Here is a 17150-nt window from a genome sequence, read left to right as displayed (position 1 = left end):
AGATTGATAGGTTTAAATTGTTAAAGAGCGCTAGCGTTTTGTGATTCACATCTCAGTCGCTAGGGGTGCGTACTATACCTGCACCACTTTGAGAGTCAAGGGTTATTTTCAAACTCTTTTTCTCTACCGATTTCGCTGTGTGACTTTCGTCTCACTCCGTGTCGGTGAGGCGGCATTATAAAGAGATTGAGATGGAGCACAAGGGCTTTTTGAAATAAAAGTTTTGTTCGCCTAAAAAGCCACCAGATCCGCATTTTTCGAATAAAAACTAAACATTTGAGACGTATCACAGCAATACATTGGAAAAATGGAAGCCATGAACGTAAGATTCATGTGTCTATTTTGTTAATGGTAGATGCGTCTATTTCGTTTATTAATATGTAGTATTCCGATATGAACTCAAAAAAATCGATGTTGTTAATTGTCGCACTGGCTGTATTAGGCGGCATTGTTTTCTCTCAGGTAGATATATCGCCTGCAATTACCTTTATCCTTGGTGTCTTGGCTTCCGCTTTTGTTGTTAACTTTTCAAGCACCGACTCAAAACCAGATTCAGAACCTAAGGCTTCAACCAAAACACTTTATGTGGGTAACCTTCCATACAAAGCGAACGAATCACATGTACGTGAATTATTCTCAGAGCATGGTGAAGTATTTGCAGTACGTTTAATGAAAGACAAACGTACTGGTAAAAGAAGAGGCTTTGGATTTGTTGTTATGGCAAGTAATGATGTGAATCATGCAATCTCTGCACTTAACGATAAAGATTACATGCAACGCACTTTAAAAGTACGTGTTGCAAATGATCCTAAACATCCTGAAGCGGACGAATCTGAACTGAGTTAAACCCTAACTGCTTTAACATACTATTTAGTGCACTTTCTTTTTTAGGAAGTGCACTACAAAAAACCTCACGCACTCCCCCTTCTTTATTAATGCTTTCCAAACCCAACAAATCTTGAACCCTTTTAGCTATCGCTTTACCAGAATCTATTAGCACTACACTTTCACCTAGTACTTGTTGAATCTCAAATTTGATCAGTGGGAAATGCGTACACCCTAATACGGCCACATCAATTGTGTTGATCATCGGTTGAAGGATTTGCTGTAACTCTTCAAGGCTAATCTCCTCACCTCTGAGTTTATCTTCGGCCATATCCACCAGCCGAGTAGAACCCAACAGCTCTACTCTTTTATTACTCGAGAAGTTTTTGATGAGATCGTGTGTGTATTCACGAGTAATCGTTGCGGGAGTCGCAATAAGGCCAACCGCTTTGTTAGCCAGTAACGAGGCAGGCTTGATTGCTGGGACAACACCGACAATAGGGATAAGGTTATTAGCGCGAAGTGTAGGCAGGACTATCGTACTGGCCGTATTACAAGCTATCACGACAATATCAATAGCGTGACTCGCAACAAAACTGGCGACGATATTTTGGACTCTCTGAATGAGGACTTGCTGATCGAGCTCGCCATATGGGTAAGCCTCGTTATCGAATACATAGATATAGTTGTGATTTGGTAGTAACTGGCTTATCTCTTTATATACAGAGAGACCGCCAACACCAGAATCAAAGACCAATATGTTTTTTTGTATGCTTTCCGACACAACCATTACCTGTAAGAAGTTCCGCAGCAATGATACCCCTTCACTTAGTTTTCGCCAATCATCACTCTACATAATGCAAGCTCGGTAGCGTTGATGCACAAAGCGCTCACCCTGCTCTGCATTTTCTAGCTCTATCTTAAGCTTTCCTTTAAAACATGGCGCTGACGTGACTAAGGTATGAAACTCACCATCTTCACCACATGGGTCGACGTGACTTGGTAAACTATCTATTAGTTCAGGCGTGTATTGTTGCCCACAATAGCCAACATCTAATGCCTCACTATCAACCGTGACGAGAAAGGTTTCGATTCCTCTATTTATGATTTCTTGAGCCAGCGCTTGGCTACTCTCTCCCAATAGAGGAAATACACACTCCCAACCCGCAGGTTCTATATAACTTCTTCGGTAATCAGCAATACCATTGCAAAACATATCGCCGAATGCCACGGCATCGATAAATAAACCAGATCCTTTAAGTGCCGTAACAATAGTACTTTGATAGATCTCATTACTTGGGAAGACTTCCGGCAGCTCAATCGTTATTAATGGCAAACCAATCAATGTTGCCTGCATTCCGACAACCTCGATTGGCGTTACTTGGAAAGGAACCTCATTTCCCACATACGTAGTATAGAGAGCAACAACTTCATATTCGGAGCTTTCAATTAGACGCTCTAGCGTTAATGTAGAGTCTTTGCCTGATGACCAACTTATGACGACTTTCTTTTTCATTGATATACCCAATAAGAAAAAACCGCCCGAAGGCGGTTTAGGTGTTAATTAGAATTGGTAAGTAGCATTCACGTAATATGTACGCTCTGGTGATGGGTACCCACCAGCAGTCTCATACTCTTCATCAGTTAAATTATCCACTCGACCATTTAAAGTTAGGTTTTCATTCGCATAGTAGTTCACTGAAACATCAAACAAACTATACGCTGCAAGATCTTCAGAGAAATCCGGTCTCTCACCTACATATTGGTAACCTAGCGAAACATCAACCTCATCGAAACTAGCCACTGCATTATACTTGTAAATCTTCTTAGCTCGGCGTATCAATTGCTCACCAGATTGATCTTCTGGGTCTTGGAAGTTAGCGCTCACTTGGTGATTAATAAAGCTAGTATCAAATCCAACGACCACTTCCACACCACGTAGTTGGCTTTCGCCATCGGTATTGTAGTACTTGCTTGTCGCGTAGTTGTAATCAATTAAGTCTTCGACATTTGTATCATAGCCAGTAATCGACCAATCAACATCTTTGATTAAGCCACCAAAAGTCAGCTCAAATGAATCTGCCTTTTCAGCTTCTAACTGTGCATTACCGTAGTAGCTATAAAGTTGATATAAGTTAGGTGCTTTGAAGGATGTGCCATAAGCCGCTTTTACGAAAAGCCACTCAGCATAACGGTAGCCTAACCCGGTATTGTAAGTAGTCTCAGTACCAAACTGCTCATTATCATCAACACGAAGGCTAAGCTCACCAAACACTTTATCCGCATCTGCGTTTAATGCTGCGAAGTATGCAATATTCGTTCTATCGTATTCAGTATTCGAAGGCTTCACAATATAAGCCTCATCACGCCAATCTACACCGCCACTAAGAGTCAGTGCCGAAGTCAGTTTGTATGAATTCACCCATTGAACATTTAGCTGTTCGAGTTCATCAGATGTTGCTGACACCGAGTTTTTACCTAAGGACTGTTCGTAGTTCCAGTTATCTTGATTCTGATAGTTAACTAAGAAATCAGACTTAAGTTCACTGCCACTATATTTAACCCCAGCAGCAAAGGTAGAATTCTGAACTTCTGCCTCTTTGTAAGAGTGGATAGGTGCTCCCGTAATATAATCAACATACGAACCATCATATTGAGAGATAGTCTCGAACATTCGGAAGTTAGCAAAGCCACTCCATTGCTGATCAAAGTTATGAACATAACCAATTAGTGCGTTGCGCGATTCGAAACCATGGCGGTCACCATCATTTATTCCCGAGATTGGGTGAACGTTGTAACCCTCATCCGAATCGTAACCAACAGATACGTTTAAGTGACCATTTTCGCCAACTTTAGTACCGCTAACAAAACTTAACTCTTCATAATCACGGCTGCCTAATCCCGCACTCACTACCGTTTCTTCATTGTCAGAACTGGCAACTGTAATGATATTAATCACACCACCAATAGCCTCTGAACCATACATAGCAGCACGAGCGCCTCGTACATACTCGACTCGTTCAACAAATGTGATTGGCAGCTGGCTGAAATCGACACTACCTTTTGCAGCGCGAGCAAAACGAATGCCGTCAATTAACACAAGAACCTGATCAGAGTTAGCACCTCGAACAAAGATCGAAGCTTGCTGGCCTCTACCACCATTCTGTGTAACTTGAATACCCGTTAATCGTTTGAATACATCAGTTAGTGACTTAGCTTGAATACGAGCTATATCTTGACGTGTCACAACCTCAACTTGAGCGACAACACTTTCGGTGCTTTGCTCAAAACGGTTAGCCGTAACCACCATGGTTTCTTCGGCAGAAGCTTGTTGGGCGTGTAAATTGGAGATAGGTGAAAGCAGCGATGCTACAGCAACCGCTAAAAGGGATTTGTTCATGTTGTGATCCTAAATCGCGTAAAGTCCTACCAAACCACATCTTATGGTTTGGCCGCTGGCAGGTATTCGGACTCAAGAGCACAACCTTTATGGTTACCTAATACTCGACTTCCCACAAAAAGCTATTTGCAGTGTCTTATGAATACTCGTTCTCTTTTACCGCTGCGCGTCAGTTCTGGATTTACACCAGATTCCCTCTTCAGCCATCTATACATCTAAATGACACCAGCTTGCCGAAGATAGTATTGACCTCTGAATCATTTGTCTAGTCTAAGATAGTTATAAGCTATAGTTTTCATGGCCTATTTACACTGAATGACTCTCAACACTGGACAAGCGCCTGTGATTGAATAAAATCTGCGCTCTTGATTTAAAAGCACGACAGCAAAAGGCATAACAATGGCGAATTTAGATGTAAACCCGCAACGCTACCAAGAACAACTGGCAGAAAAGACAGAGCGTCTTACTGAAATGTTCTCAGAATATAATGTGCCTGAGCTGGAAGTGTATGAATCTCCAGAACAACACTACCGCATGCGTGCTGAGTTCCGCGTGTGGCATGAAGGTGACGATATGTATTACGTCATGTTCAACCAAGAGACTAAAGAAAAATATCGCGTAGACCAGTTCCCTGCTGCTAGCCGTCTAATCAATGACTTGATGCCTCTATTAACGGATGCAATGAAGGACAACCACTCTCTACGCCACAAACTATTCCAAGTAGATTTCCTTTCTACATTAAGCGGCGAGATTTTGGTGTCACTACTTTACCACCGTCAATTAGGTGAACAGTGGATTCAAGATGCTAAAGTACTTAAGCAGCAATTAAACGATGAAGGTTTTAACCTAAACCTGATTGGTCGTGCGCGTAAGATGAAAATCGTACTGGACCGTGACTACGTTATTGAAAAGCTAGACGTGAATGGTGATAGCTACATCTACCAACAAGTAGAGAACAGCTTTACTCAACCAAACGGAAAAGTAGCAGAGAAAATGTTGGAATGGGCTGTCGACTGTACTCAAGACAGCAAAGGTGACTTGCTTGAGCTTTACTGTGGTAACGGTAACTTCTCATTAGCGCTGGCACAAAACTTCGAGCGTGTACTGGCAACAGAACTGGCGAAGCCGTCAGTGGAATCTGCGCAATACAACATCGCGGCGAACAACATTGAAAATGTTCAGATCATCCGTATGTCTGCAGAAGATTTTACCGTAGCAATGGAAGGCAAGCGTGAATTCCGTCGTCTACAGCAAGCGAACATCGATCTTAAGAGCTACAACTGTAACACTATCTTTGTTGATCCACCGCGTTCAGGTATGGATGTAGATACTTGTAAGATGGTTCAAGGCTACGAGCGTATCATGTACATCTCTTGTAACCCTGAAACGTTGAAAGAGAACCTAGAGATCCTAAGCGAAACACACAATATCACTCGTTTTGCTCTGTTTGACCAGTTCCCTTACACCCACCACATGGAAGCGGGTGTATTCTTAGAGCGCAAAGCATAAGTCTCGCTTTCTCGGCCTAAGACAAACAGCAAATACAAAAAAACGAGCCAATTGGCTCGTTTTTTTTATTTATAGATTGGTTTAAGCGGTTTTACCGATAAAGCCTAGCTTCTTACCTACCCAGGCTAAAAGCAGCATCGCGACAATAATCGCAAAGAAGTTTGAACCTGCATCAGGGTGTTGTGCTTTCACAAAAGCCGAGTGGCCAAATGCACCCACGAAGAAACAAGCTAGACCTACTAGTGGGATATCTTCAGATACTGGATTAGTTAGGTATTCTTGGTAAAGCGCTTGTACTGCCAAAACTAAAGCGATAAGCGGGAAAATAGAGAAGCCCACTTCGCTCATTGTTACCCAAGATAACAATGCATCACCACACACACCAGCTACAACAGCAAGTACGAGTGTCTTTCTTTCAGAACCACGGTTTACAGTATTATTTTCATTCGACATTATTCAATCCCGCCTTTTAATCGGTTACGTTCACGTTCTTTACGATACCAAAAAGCTCCTTTGGCCATCATTCGCAATTGCATGATCAAGCGTTCAGCCAATTCATCTCGCTGACGTCGATCTAAATCTAATGCTTCTGCCCCTGAGTTGAAGACTAAGATGACCGAGGCTTCAGCTTGAGTGAAAGCTTCGTCCCTTGTCATGCCAGTCGTTATCAAATATTCGGTTAACTCAGCAGAGAAGTGCTGTATCTCACGAGCTACCGCTGCACGAAACTCAAATGAAGTTCCTGAGCGCTCTCGCAATAACAGTCTGAATACGTTAGGGCTGCTTTCAATGAATTCCATAAAGGTTTCAACCGATGTGCGAATCACACTGCCTTCTTTTACTATGCGTTGCCTAGCTTGACGCATTAACTGGCGCAACAGTAAGCCACCTTCATCGACCATGGTTAAGCCAAGCTCATCCATGTCTTTGAAGTGACGATAAAAGGAAGTCGGTGCTATTCCAGCCTCACGAGCGACTTCTCTCAAGCTTAGATTGGAAAAACTACGATCGGCACTGAGCTGGCTAAATGCTGCATCGATTAAGCTGCGACGAGTTTTTTCTTTTTGCTGTGCGCGAATGCCCATTGGTTTCATACTTTATCAATTTCTTCTTTTACAGCCTAAACAGGCATGTCTAATACTCTGTTTAATATAACGCGAATCACTTATTTATATAAGGCACTCTGGTTATATAAGACACTAAACATACCTCTTTGTTCACGTACCGAAGTAAATACGTTCGCAGAAAAAATTTCAATATCCACACTGTCATTTGGAGACATACGACAGACCAAATATTATTTTTTCGATAACACTGCGTGATCCCACCGACTCTCTGATGCCCTTTTCATGTACCCAAGAACAGAATCAGTTAAAATCTCGCTAAAGCAATGTTAATCAAATATAACAAGGAAGATATCTATGCCGCACTCCAACCACTTTGATGTAATCGTAATTGGTAGTGGCCCCGGAGGAGAAGGGGCAGCGATGGGATTAACCAAAGCCGGGTTGAACGTTGCAATCATTGAGAAAGAGAGCAGCGTTGGTGGTGGTTGTACTCACTGGGGAACAATACCTTCAAAAGCACTGCGCCATGCCGTAAGTCGTATTATCGAATTCAACAGTAATCCGCTGTTTTGTCAGAACAACAAAAGCATTCACTCTACGTTTTCCAACATTTTGGGTCATGCTAAATCAGTTATCGATAAACAGACTCGGTTACGCCAAGGCTTCTACGACCGCAACCAGTGCACGCTGGTATTTGGTACTGCACGTTTTATCGACACCAACACTGTCTCGGTAATGCAAAGCGATGGCACTGAAGAACATTACAGTGCAGACAAATTTGTTATCGCGACAGGCTCTCGCCCTTACCAACCAGATAACGTCGACTTCCTGCATGAACGTATCTACGACAGCGACTCGATTCTTTCTCTTAAACACGACCCGCAACACATCATCATCTATGGTGCTGGCGTTATTGGTTGTGAATATGCGTCGATTTTCCGCGGTTTGGGTGTAAAAACCGATCTTATCAATACTCGTGACCGCTTGTTGTCATTCCTAGACAATGAAACCTCAGATGCACTTTCTTATCACTTCTGGAACAGCGGTGTCGTGATTCGCAACGATGAAACCTTTGAGAAAATTGAAGGGACTGATGATGGCGTGATCATCCACCTAGAGTCAGGTAAAAAGATGCGTGCTGACTGCCTGCTCTATGCCAATGGCCGAACGGGTAATACCGACAAACTTAACCTTAGTGCTGTTGGCTTAGAAGCGGACTCTCGAGGTCAGGTATCAGTGAATACCAACTACCAAACTAGCGTTGATCACGTTTACGCGGTAGGTGATGTCATAGGCTACCCTAGCCTAGCAAGCGCGGCTTATGACCAAGGTCGATTTGTTGCCCAAGCAATTGTCAAAGGCGAAGCAGAAGGTCACCTAATTGAAGACATTCCAACAGGTATCTACACCATCCCTGAGATCAGCTCTGTAGGTAAAACAGAACAAGAACTTACCGCTGCAAAAGTACCGTATGAAGTAGGACGTTCTTCATTCAAGCACCTAGCTCGCGCTCAAATTGCGGGGAAAGATATTGGTAGCTTGAAGATTCTGTTCCATCGCGAAACCAAAGAGATTTTAGGTATCCACGTGTTTGGTGAGCGTGCAGCTGAAATCATTCATATCGGACAAGCGATTATGGAACAAAAAGGTGAAGCAAATACCATCGAGTACTTTGTGAATACGACCTTTAACTACCCAACCATGGCAGAAGCTTATCGTGTTGCCGCTCTTAACGGCCTTAACCGTTTGTTCTAAATAAAGAACTAACAGGAGTATTTGACCACCCATAGGCTAAATACATAGACAGCAAGCCATGAGCTTGCTGTTTTCATTTAAACCATTGAAAAATATAGTAACTAAAGTAATTAGATCATGATGTTCTAAATGCCATTTAGTCTGTACATCTTCTATTTGTACCCGTTAGAGCTAAGCGAGAAACTCACCCTTCTTCCACTGAGAAACAAACAACACACCCAAGCCAACCCCGCGCATTGCCATAAAGCTCAGCATCGCTAGCCACAGTGCATGGTTCTCTAAACCTGATGCTAAGTAGAAAATCGCGAAGAAACTGCAGGTCGCAACAAACATACTATTGCGCATATCCTTGCCTTTAGTGGCCCCAACAAAAATACCATCCAACAAGAAGCACCACATAGACACCAATGGCATTGCGATTAACCACGGTAAATACACCTCGGCTTGGCTCTTCACGTCTGGGATTGTAGTGATCATATTAATTAAACTCGAGCCAGCAATTGCGAATACTATGGTCAGTACCAAACAAATATTGAAGCTCCAGAAGAAAGTACCAATCAATGACTGGTTCAGTTCATCTTGGTCTTTCGCACCTATCGCCTTACCGACCATGGCTTCCATCGCGTAAGCGAAGCCATCCATCCCATAAGAGATGATCATCAAAAAGCTCATCAATACCGCATTAGCCGCCACAACATCATCGCCAAAGCTTGCCCCTTGGAAAGTCATAAAAGTAAAAGTAGCTTGTAGACATAATGAGCGGAGAAAGATATCGCGATTCAGTTTCACGAAACGACTCAAACCATGGCTGGTTTTCTTAAGCAGATCCCATGGCGATGGTAACTGCTTCTTCGCCCAGATTCGGTAAACACAAATCAAGCCAAATGTTAGACCGGCATAATCAGCCATTACAGATGCCAATGCTGCACCTTCCACTTGCCATCCTAAGCCGATAACAAAAACGATATCCAAAACGATATTGGTGATATTGGTGATGATCACCATCCACATTGGCGCTTTGGCATTTTGAGTCCCGAGCAGCCAACCTAGAATTACAAAGTTAGTTAGCGCAGCAGGTGCACTCCAGGCGCGGATTGAGAAATATTGCTGACCATAGTGTTTCACTTGGTCACTGGCACTACTCAGAGAGAAAACCGCATCCGCAACGAAGCTGTGCAATAGCAAAAAGACACCAGCAAACCCTAGTGCCATGGTCACGCCTTGCACAAAGACTAAACCAAGTTGCTTGCCATCATTCGCCCCATAAGATTGCGCGGCCAATCCCGTCGTCGACATTCGTAGGAAACCAAGCAACCAAAAGGTCACGCTAATCATAGTCCCACCCAAAGCGACACCACCTAAATACCAAGAATGATCTAAGTGACCGATAACCGCAGCATCGACTAAACCCAGTAGAGGAACCGTAATATTGGAAAGAACCATCGGGATCGCGAGCAACAGCACTTTTTTGTGCATCGCTTGATTGGATAGCGTTTGAAAAATAGTTTGGGGATTAAATAGCTTCACGATCACCTCTTTGATTAGAGGCGATAGTTTAACCTAGTGAGTGTGCTTTCACTATGTTGTGTACTTTGTATATTGGTTAGCTTTTAGCAAACTATCTGTTGATAGAAGAAGCTAGCGCTACCATTTAACGAGTACTAATTGAGGAGTTAAACGCTTTTTAAGCTGAGAAATTTTACACAATAATCGCTGCCATAACTTCCAACGGTTACATTGCTGCTCTAATGGTGAAAATGACTTAACCCATTGCGCCCATGGCAACCAATTAAGAACACTGTCTATTGGTGAAGACAACCCGTGGGCATACTCACCAGATCCTAGCTTCTGCCCCAGCGTACTTGAGCTCTTATCTCCGGCCAATACTAAGCAGGCGTGGGCATGAGTAAAATAACGACTGAGAGACTGAATAAAATGTGCCGTCTGCTGTTCGTTGCAATCAAGCAGAGCATGTTCACACACCACCATCACTGAGGCTTGCTCTGGAATGTTCAGCTCATCGAGCCACGTCAGATCGTCAACCGAGCCACATTCCAAACGATAGCGTTCATTTTTGTGGAACAAGCGTTGGCGCCAAACTAAGTTCTCTGTGACATCCAATTCAACCCAATGACAACGGCCATTATCTAAACGGTAGAAACGCGTATCGAGCCCGGCACCAACATTAATGATCCAAGCATCTGGGTTGTGAGATAAAAACTGCTGTACCTGAGAATCGCAAAGCTGAGTCAGTGTCGCGTAAAGGAGTTGCTGTTGGTCGAGTTCACCGGTAAGACATTCTGGTGCTAATTGGCAGCGCTTGCAGGCTTGAGCTGCTATAGGGTCATAGACTAGGCCGTCATCGGCAAGGCTTTCTCGGCTGCGAAACCAAAGGTGTTGAACGAGATCCGTCGGAACTTGGAATTCCTGATGTGCAGACCCTTGATCAAAAGGAGCATTTTGAACAGAAGAGCGCGGCTTAGGAATAAGCGGCTTTATTTGAGGTTTGGTTGGATTCGGCATCATCATCTTCCTTGTATCTCGACAAAGAAGATGATAATGAATATCAATTACAATAACAAGTTATTGAGAATAAATATCAATAAGCTGTTTGTACAGATTACATCCAGTCTGTGTTCCGGATAATACCAACAGCCAGCCCTTCAATAGACAAGTGTTGAGATTCTAGATCGACATGGATTGGAGAAAATTCTTCATTTTCAGCGTGTAAGAGCACCGTTGAACCTTTACGTTCTAGGCGTTTTACCGTTACATCATCATCGACACGAGCCACGACAACCTGACCATCGCGGACATCTTGTGTTTTATGAACAGCTAATAGATCACCGTCCATAATACCGATGTCTTTCATACTTTCGCCATTTACACGAAGTAAGAAGTCAGCTTGTGGTTTAAACATGCCTGGATCAACTTGGTAATGCATTTCTACATGCTCTTGAGCCAAGATAGGCTCACCAGCGGCAACCTGACCGATTAATGGTAAACCTTGCTCTTCGTTTGCTGCATCTTCAAGCAAAATACGAATACCGCGAGACGCACCCGGGATAATCTCAATCGCTTCTTTACGAGCAAGAGCTTTCAAATGTTCTTCTGCAGCATTAGCAGAACGGAAGCCTAGTTCACGCGCGATTTCTGCTCGTGTCGGTGGCATACCGGAATCTTCGATCTTACCTTTGATAAGGTCAAAGACTTGTTGCTGGCGGGGCGTTAACGGCTTCATGAGTCACCTGTCTTTTTATACAGTTGACTGTGAGTATATCCAGTAACTGAACAAAAGCAAAGCAATTGGTTGTTTTTAGTTCATTTTTAGCAAATTACAAAAACAAGATATCTAGCCATACATAACCGGCTAGTGCCAAACAGATGAAAACCGCAGCCGAACCGACATCTTTCGCCATCCCGGAAAGCTCATGGTGTTCACTGCCGATTCGGTCGACAACCGCCTCAATCGCGGTATTGATTAGCTCGACAACCATCACCAACACGACTACTGAGATCATCAGGATTCGCTCTACTTGGCTTACATCTAAGTAAAATGCCAACGGAATAAGCACGGCTGCCATGAACACTTCTTGTCGAAATGCAGCCTCGTTTTTAAACGAACTGGTAATGCCTTGCCATGAAAAGCCTGCTGCTTTGATGATGCGTTTGAATCCGGTGTTTGATTTTTTGGTCATTTTTAACCCTATACTCAATCAGTCGATGAATGATTTTCCACAAACTTAACGGCAATATGACTATTTCCATTAAAAGGTTAGACCAGTTTCTGGTATTCTTGCATCGATTAAATTTACGCCTAGGCTTATCCCTATTTCACTCATAGGATTTATCCTTTTTAGCATAGAAATAGAGATACGCTTCAGCACATTGAAATAACTATTGAGGCAGTGAACCTATATGTCTTCTGGACAATCTTTTTCACGTTCATTAATGAAGCTACCTTTATCCCTATTGGTAAAGGGCACATCAATTCCTTCAAACCCTGTTGAGGATTTGAACATTGATTTGAGCAAACCGATTGTATACGCCTTACCGTTTCGCTCAAGTGTAGACATTCTTACATTGCAAAAACATGCACTTGAATTAGGCCTACCTGATCCGTTGAGCAAGCTTGAAATCAACGGCAAATCACTGCAACGCTACGTTTTCATCTCTTCTCGCAAAACTCTGCTGCAAGACGATGATTATGTACCAAGCTCTTCAATTGAAGTGTTCTCTGAATTGCTTTCACTGCACGCTGACGACTCTGAACTCGATGTTCAAGTTATCCCTGCTACAGTTCTGTGGGGACGTAAGCCCGGTAAAGAGAATAACCAGAAGCCTTACCTACAAGCAATGAACGGCTTAGAGAAATCAAAAGCGGTATTGCTAGCAGGTCGTGACTGTCTGGTGCGTTTCAGCCCAGTGGTTTCTCTACGCTACATGGCTAATTCACATGGCACCGACAGCACCATAGCGCACAAATTGGCGCGCGTGGCACGTATTCACTTCTCTCGCCAAAAACTTGCTGCATCTGGCCCTAACCTGCCTAGCCGCCAAGCTCTGTTTGATCGCCTATTAAAATCAGAAGCGATCAAGAAAGCGATTGAAGACGAAGCGCAAGCAAAGAATATCTCGATCGAGAAAGCGAGCAAAGAAGCTCAAGACATCATGGACGAGATTGCTGCAAACTTCTCTTACTCGCTGATCAAGCGTGGTGAGAAGATTCTTGGCTGGTTGTGGAATAAGCTGTACCAAGGCCTGCATATCAGCAACGCTTCAACGGTTCGTAAGTTGGCTCAAGATGGTCACGAAATTGTTTATGTGCCTTGTCACCGTAGCCACATGGACTACTTGCTGCTTTCTTATGTGCTTTACCACGAAGGCATGGTGCCTCCGCATATCGCTGCGGGTATCAATCTGAACTTCTTCCCTGCAGGGCCGATTTTCCGTCATGGCGGTGCGTTCTTTATTCGTCGTAGCTTTAAAGGTAACAAGCTGTACTCGACAATTTTCCGTGAATACCTAGCGGAATTATTCGCTAAAGGTTACTCAGTAGAGTACTTCAGTGAAGGTGGTCGCTCTCGTACAGGTCGTTTATTACAGGCGAAAACAGGCATGCTAGCGATGACAATCCAAGCAATGCTGCGAGGCATGAACCGTCCGGTGACTTTGGTTCCTGTGTACATCGGCTACGAGCACGTGATGGAAGTAGCGACTTACGCAAAAGAACTTCGTGGCAAGCGTAAAGAGAAAGAAAACGCGAGCTTAGTGATTCGTACCATTCGTAAGCTGCGTAACTTTGGTAAAGGCTACGTGAACTTCGGTGAGCCGATTCAACTGAACCAATACCTGAATGAACACTCACCTGAGTGGACTAAAGATATCGACCCAATGGGCACTAGCAAACCACAATGGATGAACCCGGTGGTTAATGACTTGGCGACCAAAATGATGACGCACATTAACGATGCGGCAGCGACCAATGCCCTGACCCTTTGTGCAACGGCACTATTGGCTTCAAGACAGCGCGCATTGTCTCGTGACTCTTTGGTTTCTCAGATCAATTGCTACCTGTCTCTGCTTAAGAACGTTCCATATTCGGCAACGTTCACTGTGCCAAAAGACAGCGCTGAAGAATTGGTAAAACATGCTGAATCACTGAACAAGTTCTTGATTGAATCAGACTCAATGGGCGACATCATTTCACTAGACCGTCACCAGTCAATTCTGATGACTTACTACCGAAACAACATCATTCACTTGTTTGCTCTGCCATCGTTAATTGCACAGATGACCATTCGTCAGCGCGGTTTATCGATTGACGCGATTCAAGAGAACGTTGCTGCTATCTACCCGTTCTTGAAGAAAGAGCTATTCCTAAGCTACGAAGAAGACAAGCTTGAAGGCGTGGTTTCTAACATCATTGAAGAGCTGGTTAACCAAGGTATGCTTGTGATTTCTGATAACGAAGTCACCATCAACCAATCAAACAGCCAAGCACTGATGCTATTAGGTCGTACGATTTCAGAGACGCTACAGCGCTACTCGATTGCTCTAAACCTGTTGGCAGAGAATCCTGACCTGGATAAATCCGATCTTGAACAGAAGAGCCAAGACATTGCACAGCGACTTGGTCGTCTACAAGGCATCAATGCACCAGAGTTCTTCGATAAAGGCGTGTTTGCATCGATGTTTGCAACTCTGAAACAGCAGCAATATCTGGATAACGATGGTAACTGTGATTTAGAAAAGACTCAGCTATTCGCTAAGCTTCTTTACTCGATGCTTTACCCAGAAGTGCGTCTGACTATTCAAGAGAGTATTCACCAAGCAGAGTAATCTCTTGGTATACCGTGAATCTCTGTTCAAGGTTTGATTGAACAAGATCGAAAAAGGCACCCAATGGGTGCCTTTTTATTTGGAACGGATTCAATGACCAAAACTTACCAGAAAGTAATGAATAAGCCTGCTGTCACTACCATTCCAACATAGTTGTTGTTTAGGAAAGCTTGGAAACATAAGTCTCGGTCACGATGACGCATCAAATGTTGTTGATACACAAACAAGCTACCTGCCACCAACAATGCCCAATAGAAGGTATCACCTAGTTGGTAATGCATGCCTAACGCAATCAGCATCGCTAGGGTGACGAGTTGCAAAGAGCCCACAATCAGCTTATCGAAGCGACCAAATAAAATCGCCGTCGATTTAATACCAATCTTCAGGTCGTCATCTCGGTCAACCATCGCATATTGCGTGTCGTAAGCAATCGTCCACAACGCATTAATCACGAAGATAAACCACACAATACTTGGTAATTCATTCGTTTGTGCCGCCCAAGCCATTGGTATCGCCCAACTAAACGCTAAGCCGAGAAACAACTGTGGAAGATGGGTAAAGCGCTTCATGAAAGGATAAATGAACGCCAGACCCACACCAATAAATGAGAGCTGAATGGTCAGTGGGTTCATGGTGAGTACCAGCAAAAATGACACCACGGCTAGTACTAAAAAGAGTAGAAGCGCTTCCTTACTGGAGACCAAACCTGAAGGTAATGGACGCTGCTTGGTACGTTTAACATGACCATCGACTTTACGGTCAGCAAAGTCATTGATCACACAGCCAGCTGAGCGCATCAACACCACGCCGAGTACGAAAACAACCAAGACATCAAAATCAGGCATACCTTGTGCGGCGATAATCAGTGACCACAAGGTCGGCCAAAGGAGTAACAGGGTACCAATCGGGCGATTCATTCGCGTTAATTGCCAATACGCCTTCGCTTTGGTGGCAAGCATTTACACACTCTCCTTAGAGTAAATGGGTGATGTTGGTAAAAACAGTTCAGCCACAAGCATCGGTTTATGGTTCATCCATAATCGAGAACGACGTGCGAGTAATCGCTCATCGCCTGCGATAACCCAACCGACTTTCAGCGCATCTCGCTCCACGTTCTCAGCACTGAAAACGGTTAATCCAAGCGGGACATTACCTTGTTGAGAAAGGTCGGAATGCTGATCTTCTAGCGTAATTCGGGGAATCAAGGTTCGACCTAACACCCACGGTTCGCCATCACCCTTTAAAATCACTTTACGCAATAAGCAATCAAACGATGATAAAAGATCTTCCTCGTCTTGTTGTAGCCTTGAGCGTTCTACAACTTGATTATGAAGCAACTCAACAGATAGGTGCTGACAGCTCTTGCCCAACTTGCGGGAAAGAGAGCCTTGCTCCATCAGCCACTCTTTGGTGGTTTCATTAGGAAAATCAAATGTTTCTGTACTTTGCCAATCTACATTCATTAACGAATTAAGATACAGCGATATTGGCTGATTCATACTAGTATTCAATAGGTGACTTTACACGTACAATAAAGCTTCAACTTTCGAACAAAATTAAAGCGTTCTTCGAATTGTAAACGTATTTAGATTTAGACCGCTCATTGTAACAAGACTAATGCGTTTCGAATATCGCGAATAAACTAAAGAAAAGTCACAAATATGCACAAACGTTATGTAGCCCAAATAATTCTTGCGATTACCCTACTCTTTTCAGCATCAAGTTTCGCTGAAGAGGAATCGGCACCCAAACTCGCCTATTTCACGCTAGAGCCAGACCTGACCACCAATTTTTACACTAAAGGTAAAAAACTGGGCTACATTCAGGTTCGCCTCGACATCATGGTGGCAAATAGTAATGACTTGGCCGCTATTGAGCATCACCAACCACTGATTCGTGATGCAGTGATTGAATTACTTGGCAAACAAAACGAAGAAACCATTAAGTCTCTATCTGGCCGTGAAGACTTAAGAAAATCCTTAGTTGAACACCTCAACAAGATTTTGCTTCCAGAGACAGGTAAAACCCTGATTGCTGACTTACTGTTTACCAAATACCTTTATCAGTAATGATGTAAAACGAATCCCAATAAAAAAGCGGCTCATCTGGCCGCTTTTTTGTCTCTATCGTTTGGCTACTCACTAGAAGAGATGAGTTAACTTCTTGCCGAGCTTGGTGCTTTCATCGCATCGATAAAGCCAATAATCACACCAGCGGCTAGGCCAGCTAAATGCGCCGTATTGGCGATAGCC

At 43.6% G+C, this 17150-nt stretch carries 16 protein-coding genes, 1 pseudogene and 1 riboswitch; of the genes and pseudogenes, 5 read left to right on the top strand and 12 right to left on the bottom strand.

Annotated features, from left to right (window positions below; genetic code table 11):
* The first annotated feature begins 393 nt into the window (after positions 1-393).
* Positions 394-846, top strand: coding sequence for an RNA recognition motif domain-containing protein (locus A142_RS04610; protein ID WP_019820522.1), 453 nt, complete (start codon positions 394-396; stop codon positions 844-846).
* Here the strand turns inward: A142_RS04610 and murI are convergent.
* The 3 genes from murI to btuB are packed head-to-tail and all read right to left on the bottom strand — an operon-like array spanning position 809 to position 4225.
* On the bottom strand, positions 809-1615 hold the full coding sequence (murI, locus tag A142_RS04605; RefSeq protein WP_029405304.1) for a glutamate racemase: 807 nt from the start codon (positions 1613-1615) through the stop codon (positions 809-811). The two genes, A142_RS04610 and murI, sit on opposite strands and share 38 nt — an antisense overlap.
* A 60-nt stretch (positions 1616-1675) precedes the next feature.
* Positions 1676-2341 (bottom strand): ATPase, encoded by a 666-nt coding sequence (locus A142_RS04600; protein ID WP_029405303.1) that lies wholly within the window; start codon positions 2339-2341, stop codon positions 1676-1678.
* A gap of 48 nt (positions 2342-2389) precedes the next feature.
* Positions 2390-4225, bottom strand: a complete 1836-nt coding sequence (gene btuB, locus A142_RS04595; protein ID WP_019820519.1) for a TonB-dependent vitamin B12 receptor — start codon at positions 4223-4225, stop codon at positions 2390-2392.
* A gap of 40 nt (positions 4226-4265) precedes the next feature.
* Positions 4266-4470, bottom strand: a riboswitch (cobalamin riboswitch).
* Positions 4471-4624: 154 nt separating this feature from the next.
* Between btuB and trmA the strand changes: the two genes are divergently transcribed.
* Positions 4625-5734, top strand: a complete 1110-nt coding sequence (trmA, locus tag A142_RS04590; protein WP_019820518.1) for a tRNA (uridine(54)-C5)-methyltransferase TrmA — start codon at positions 4625-4627, stop codon at positions 5732-5734.
* A gap of 81 nt (positions 5735-5815) precedes the next feature.
* Here the strand turns inward: trmA and A142_RS04585 are convergent, their stop codons facing one another.
* Both A142_RS04585 and fabR read right to left on the bottom strand, forming a co-directional pair.
* Entirely contained in the window at positions 5816-6187 is a 372-nt protein-coding gene (locus tag A142_RS04585; protein ID WP_004736696.1) for a YijD family membrane protein, read from the bottom strand.
* Positions 6187-6828 carry an HTH-type transcriptional repressor FabR gene (gene fabR / locus A142_RS04580; protein ID WP_010438693.1) on the bottom strand — a complete coding sequence of 214 codons (642 nt, stop codon included), beginning with the start codon at positions 6826-6828 and terminating at the stop codon, positions 6187-6189. The genes A142_RS04585 and fabR overlap by 1 nt, the downstream gene beginning before the upstream one ends.
* Positions 6829-7155: 327 nt before the next feature.
* Here fabR and sthA point away from each other — a divergent pair, with 327 nt between their 5' ends.
* Positions 7156-8556, top strand: a complete 1401-nt coding sequence (gene sthA, locus A142_RS04575; protein WP_019820517.1) for a Si-specific NAD(P)(+) transhydrogenase — start codon at positions 7156-7158, stop codon at positions 8554-8556.
* A 171-nt stretch (positions 8557-8727) separates the two neighbouring features.
* Here the strand turns inward: sthA and dinF are convergent, their stop codons facing one another.
* The 4 genes from dinF to A142_RS04555 form a co-directional block, all read right to left on the bottom strand.
* Positions 8728-10083: an MATE family efflux transporter DinF gene (gene dinF, locus A142_RS04570; protein WP_029405302.1), complete on the bottom strand. Its 1356-nt coding sequence runs from the start codon at positions 10081-10083 to the stop codon at positions 8728-8730.
* A gap of 117 nt (positions 10084-10200) precedes the next feature.
* Positions 10201-11079, bottom strand: a complete 879-nt coding sequence (locus tag A142_RS04565) for a class I SAM-dependent methyltransferase (RefSeq protein ID WP_029405301.1) — start codon at positions 11077-11079, stop codon at positions 10201-10203.
* 97 nt (positions 11080-11176) lie between these two features.
* On the bottom strand, positions 11177-11797 hold the full coding sequence (gene lexA / locus A142_RS04560; protein WP_019820514.1) for a transcriptional repressor LexA: 621 nt from the start codon (positions 11795-11797) through the stop codon (positions 11177-11179).
* A 94-nt stretch (positions 11798-11891) separates the two neighbouring features.
* Complete coding sequence (locus A142_RS04555; RefSeq protein WP_029405300.1) at positions 11892-12254, bottom strand: diacylglycerol kinase; 363 nt, start codon at positions 12252-12254, stop codon at positions 11892-11894.
* A gap of 220 nt (positions 12255-12474) precedes the next feature.
* Here A142_RS04555 and plsB point away from each other — a divergent pair, with 220 nt between their 5' ends.
* Entirely contained in the window at positions 12475-14898 is a 2424-nt protein-coding gene (gene plsB / locus A142_RS04550; RefSeq protein WP_019820511.1) for a glycerol-3-phosphate 1-O-acyltransferase PlsB, read from the top strand.
* A gap of 104 nt (positions 14899-15002) precedes the next feature.
* Here the strand turns inward: plsB and ubiA are convergent, their stop codons facing one another.
* Both ubiA and A142_RS04540 read right to left on the bottom strand, forming a co-directional pair.
* Positions 15003-15857, bottom strand: coding sequence for a 4-hydroxybenzoate octaprenyltransferase (gene ubiA, locus A142_RS04545; protein ID WP_019820509.1), 855 nt, complete (start codon positions 15855-15857; stop codon positions 15003-15005).
* A complete protein-coding gene (locus tag A142_RS04540; RefSeq protein ID WP_198928590.1) occupies positions 15858-16397 on the bottom strand; it encodes a chorismate lyase in 540 nt (179 codons plus the stop codon). It lies immediately after the preceding gene.
* A gap of 162 nt (positions 16398-16559) precedes the next feature.
* Here A142_RS04540 and A142_RS04535 point away from each other — a divergent pair, with 162 nt between their 5' ends.
* Positions 16560-16967 (top strand): flagellar basal body-associated protein FliL, encoded by a 408-nt coding sequence (locus tag A142_RS04535; RefSeq protein ID WP_019820505.1) that lies wholly within the window; start codon positions 16560-16562, stop codon positions 16965-16967.
* Between the two features lie 86 nt (positions 16968-17053).
* On the opposite strand, the pseudogene A142_RS24675 reads toward A142_RS04535, so the two are convergent.
* Positions 17054-17150, bottom strand: a pseudogene (locus tag A142_RS24675) (rhomboid family intramembrane serine protease GlpG); the annotation flags it as partial.

This window comes from Vibrio splendidus 12E03 (assembly GCF_000272105.2).
In the GTDB taxonomy this organism is placed as follows: domain Bacteria; phylum Pseudomonadota; class Gammaproteobacteria; order Enterobacterales; family Vibrionaceae; genus Vibrio; species Vibrio splendidus_I.
The sequence above is the reverse complement of the archived record's forward strand: the minus strand, read 5'-3'. Positions and strand labels throughout refer to the sequence as shown.

Excerpts from the sequence above, each read along its gene's own strand:
- trmA (WP_019820518.1), top strand. The coding sequence starts at position 4,625 with ATGGCGAATTTAGATGTAAACCCGCAACGCTACCAAGAACAACTGGCA.
- A142_RS04610 (WP_019820522.1), top strand. The coding sequence starts at position 394 with ATGAACTCAAAAAAATCGATGTTGTTAATTGTCGCACTGGCTGTATTA.
- A142_RS04535 (WP_019820505.1), top strand. The coding sequence starts at position 16,560 with ATGCACAAACGTTATGTAGCCCAAATAATTCTTGCGATTACCCTACTC.
- btuB (WP_019820519.1), bottom strand. The coding sequence starts at position 4,225 with ATGAACAAATCCCTTTTAGCGGTTGCTGTAGCATCGCTGCTTTCACCT.
- sthA (WP_019820517.1), top strand. The coding sequence starts at position 7,156 with ATGCCGCACTCCAACCACTTTGATGTAATCGTAATTGGTAGTGGCCCC.
- A142_RS04555 (WP_029405300.1), bottom strand. The coding sequence starts at position 12,254 with ATGACCAAAAAATCAAACACCGGATTCAAACGCATCATCAAAGCAGCA.
- A142_RS04540 (WP_198928590.1), bottom strand. The coding sequence starts at position 16,397 with ATGAATCAGCCAATATCGCTGTATCTTAATTCGTTAATGAATGTAGAT.
- A142_RS04585 (WP_004736696.1), bottom strand. The coding sequence starts at position 6,187 with ATGTCGAATGAAAATAATACTGTAAACCGTGGTTCTGAAAGAAAGACA.
- A142_RS04565 (WP_029405301.1), bottom strand. The coding sequence starts at position 11,079 with ATGCCGAATCCAACCAAACCTCAAATAAAGCCGCTTATTCCTAAGCCG.
- A142_RS04600 (WP_029405303.1), bottom strand. The coding sequence starts at position 2,341 with ATGAAAAAGAAAGTCGTCATAAGTTGGTCATCAGGCAAAGACTCTACA.
- ubiA (WP_019820509.1), bottom strand. The coding sequence starts at position 15,857 with ATGCTTGCCACCAAAGCGAAGGCGTATTGGCAATTAACGCGAATGAAT.
- fabR (WP_010438693.1), bottom strand. The coding sequence starts at position 6,828 with ATGAAACCAATGGGCATTCGCGCACAGCAAAAAGAAAAAACTCGTCGC.
- plsB (WP_019820511.1), top strand. The coding sequence starts at position 12,475 with ATGTCTTCTGGACAATCTTTTTCACGTTCATTAATGAAGCTACCTTTA.
- lexA (WP_019820514.1), bottom strand. The coding sequence starts at position 11,797 with ATGAAGCCGTTAACGCCCCGCCAGCAACAAGTCTTTGACCTTATCAAA.
- murI (WP_029405304.1), bottom strand. The coding sequence starts at position 1,615 with ATGGTTGTGTCGGAAAGCATACAAAAAAACATATTGGTCTTTGATTCT.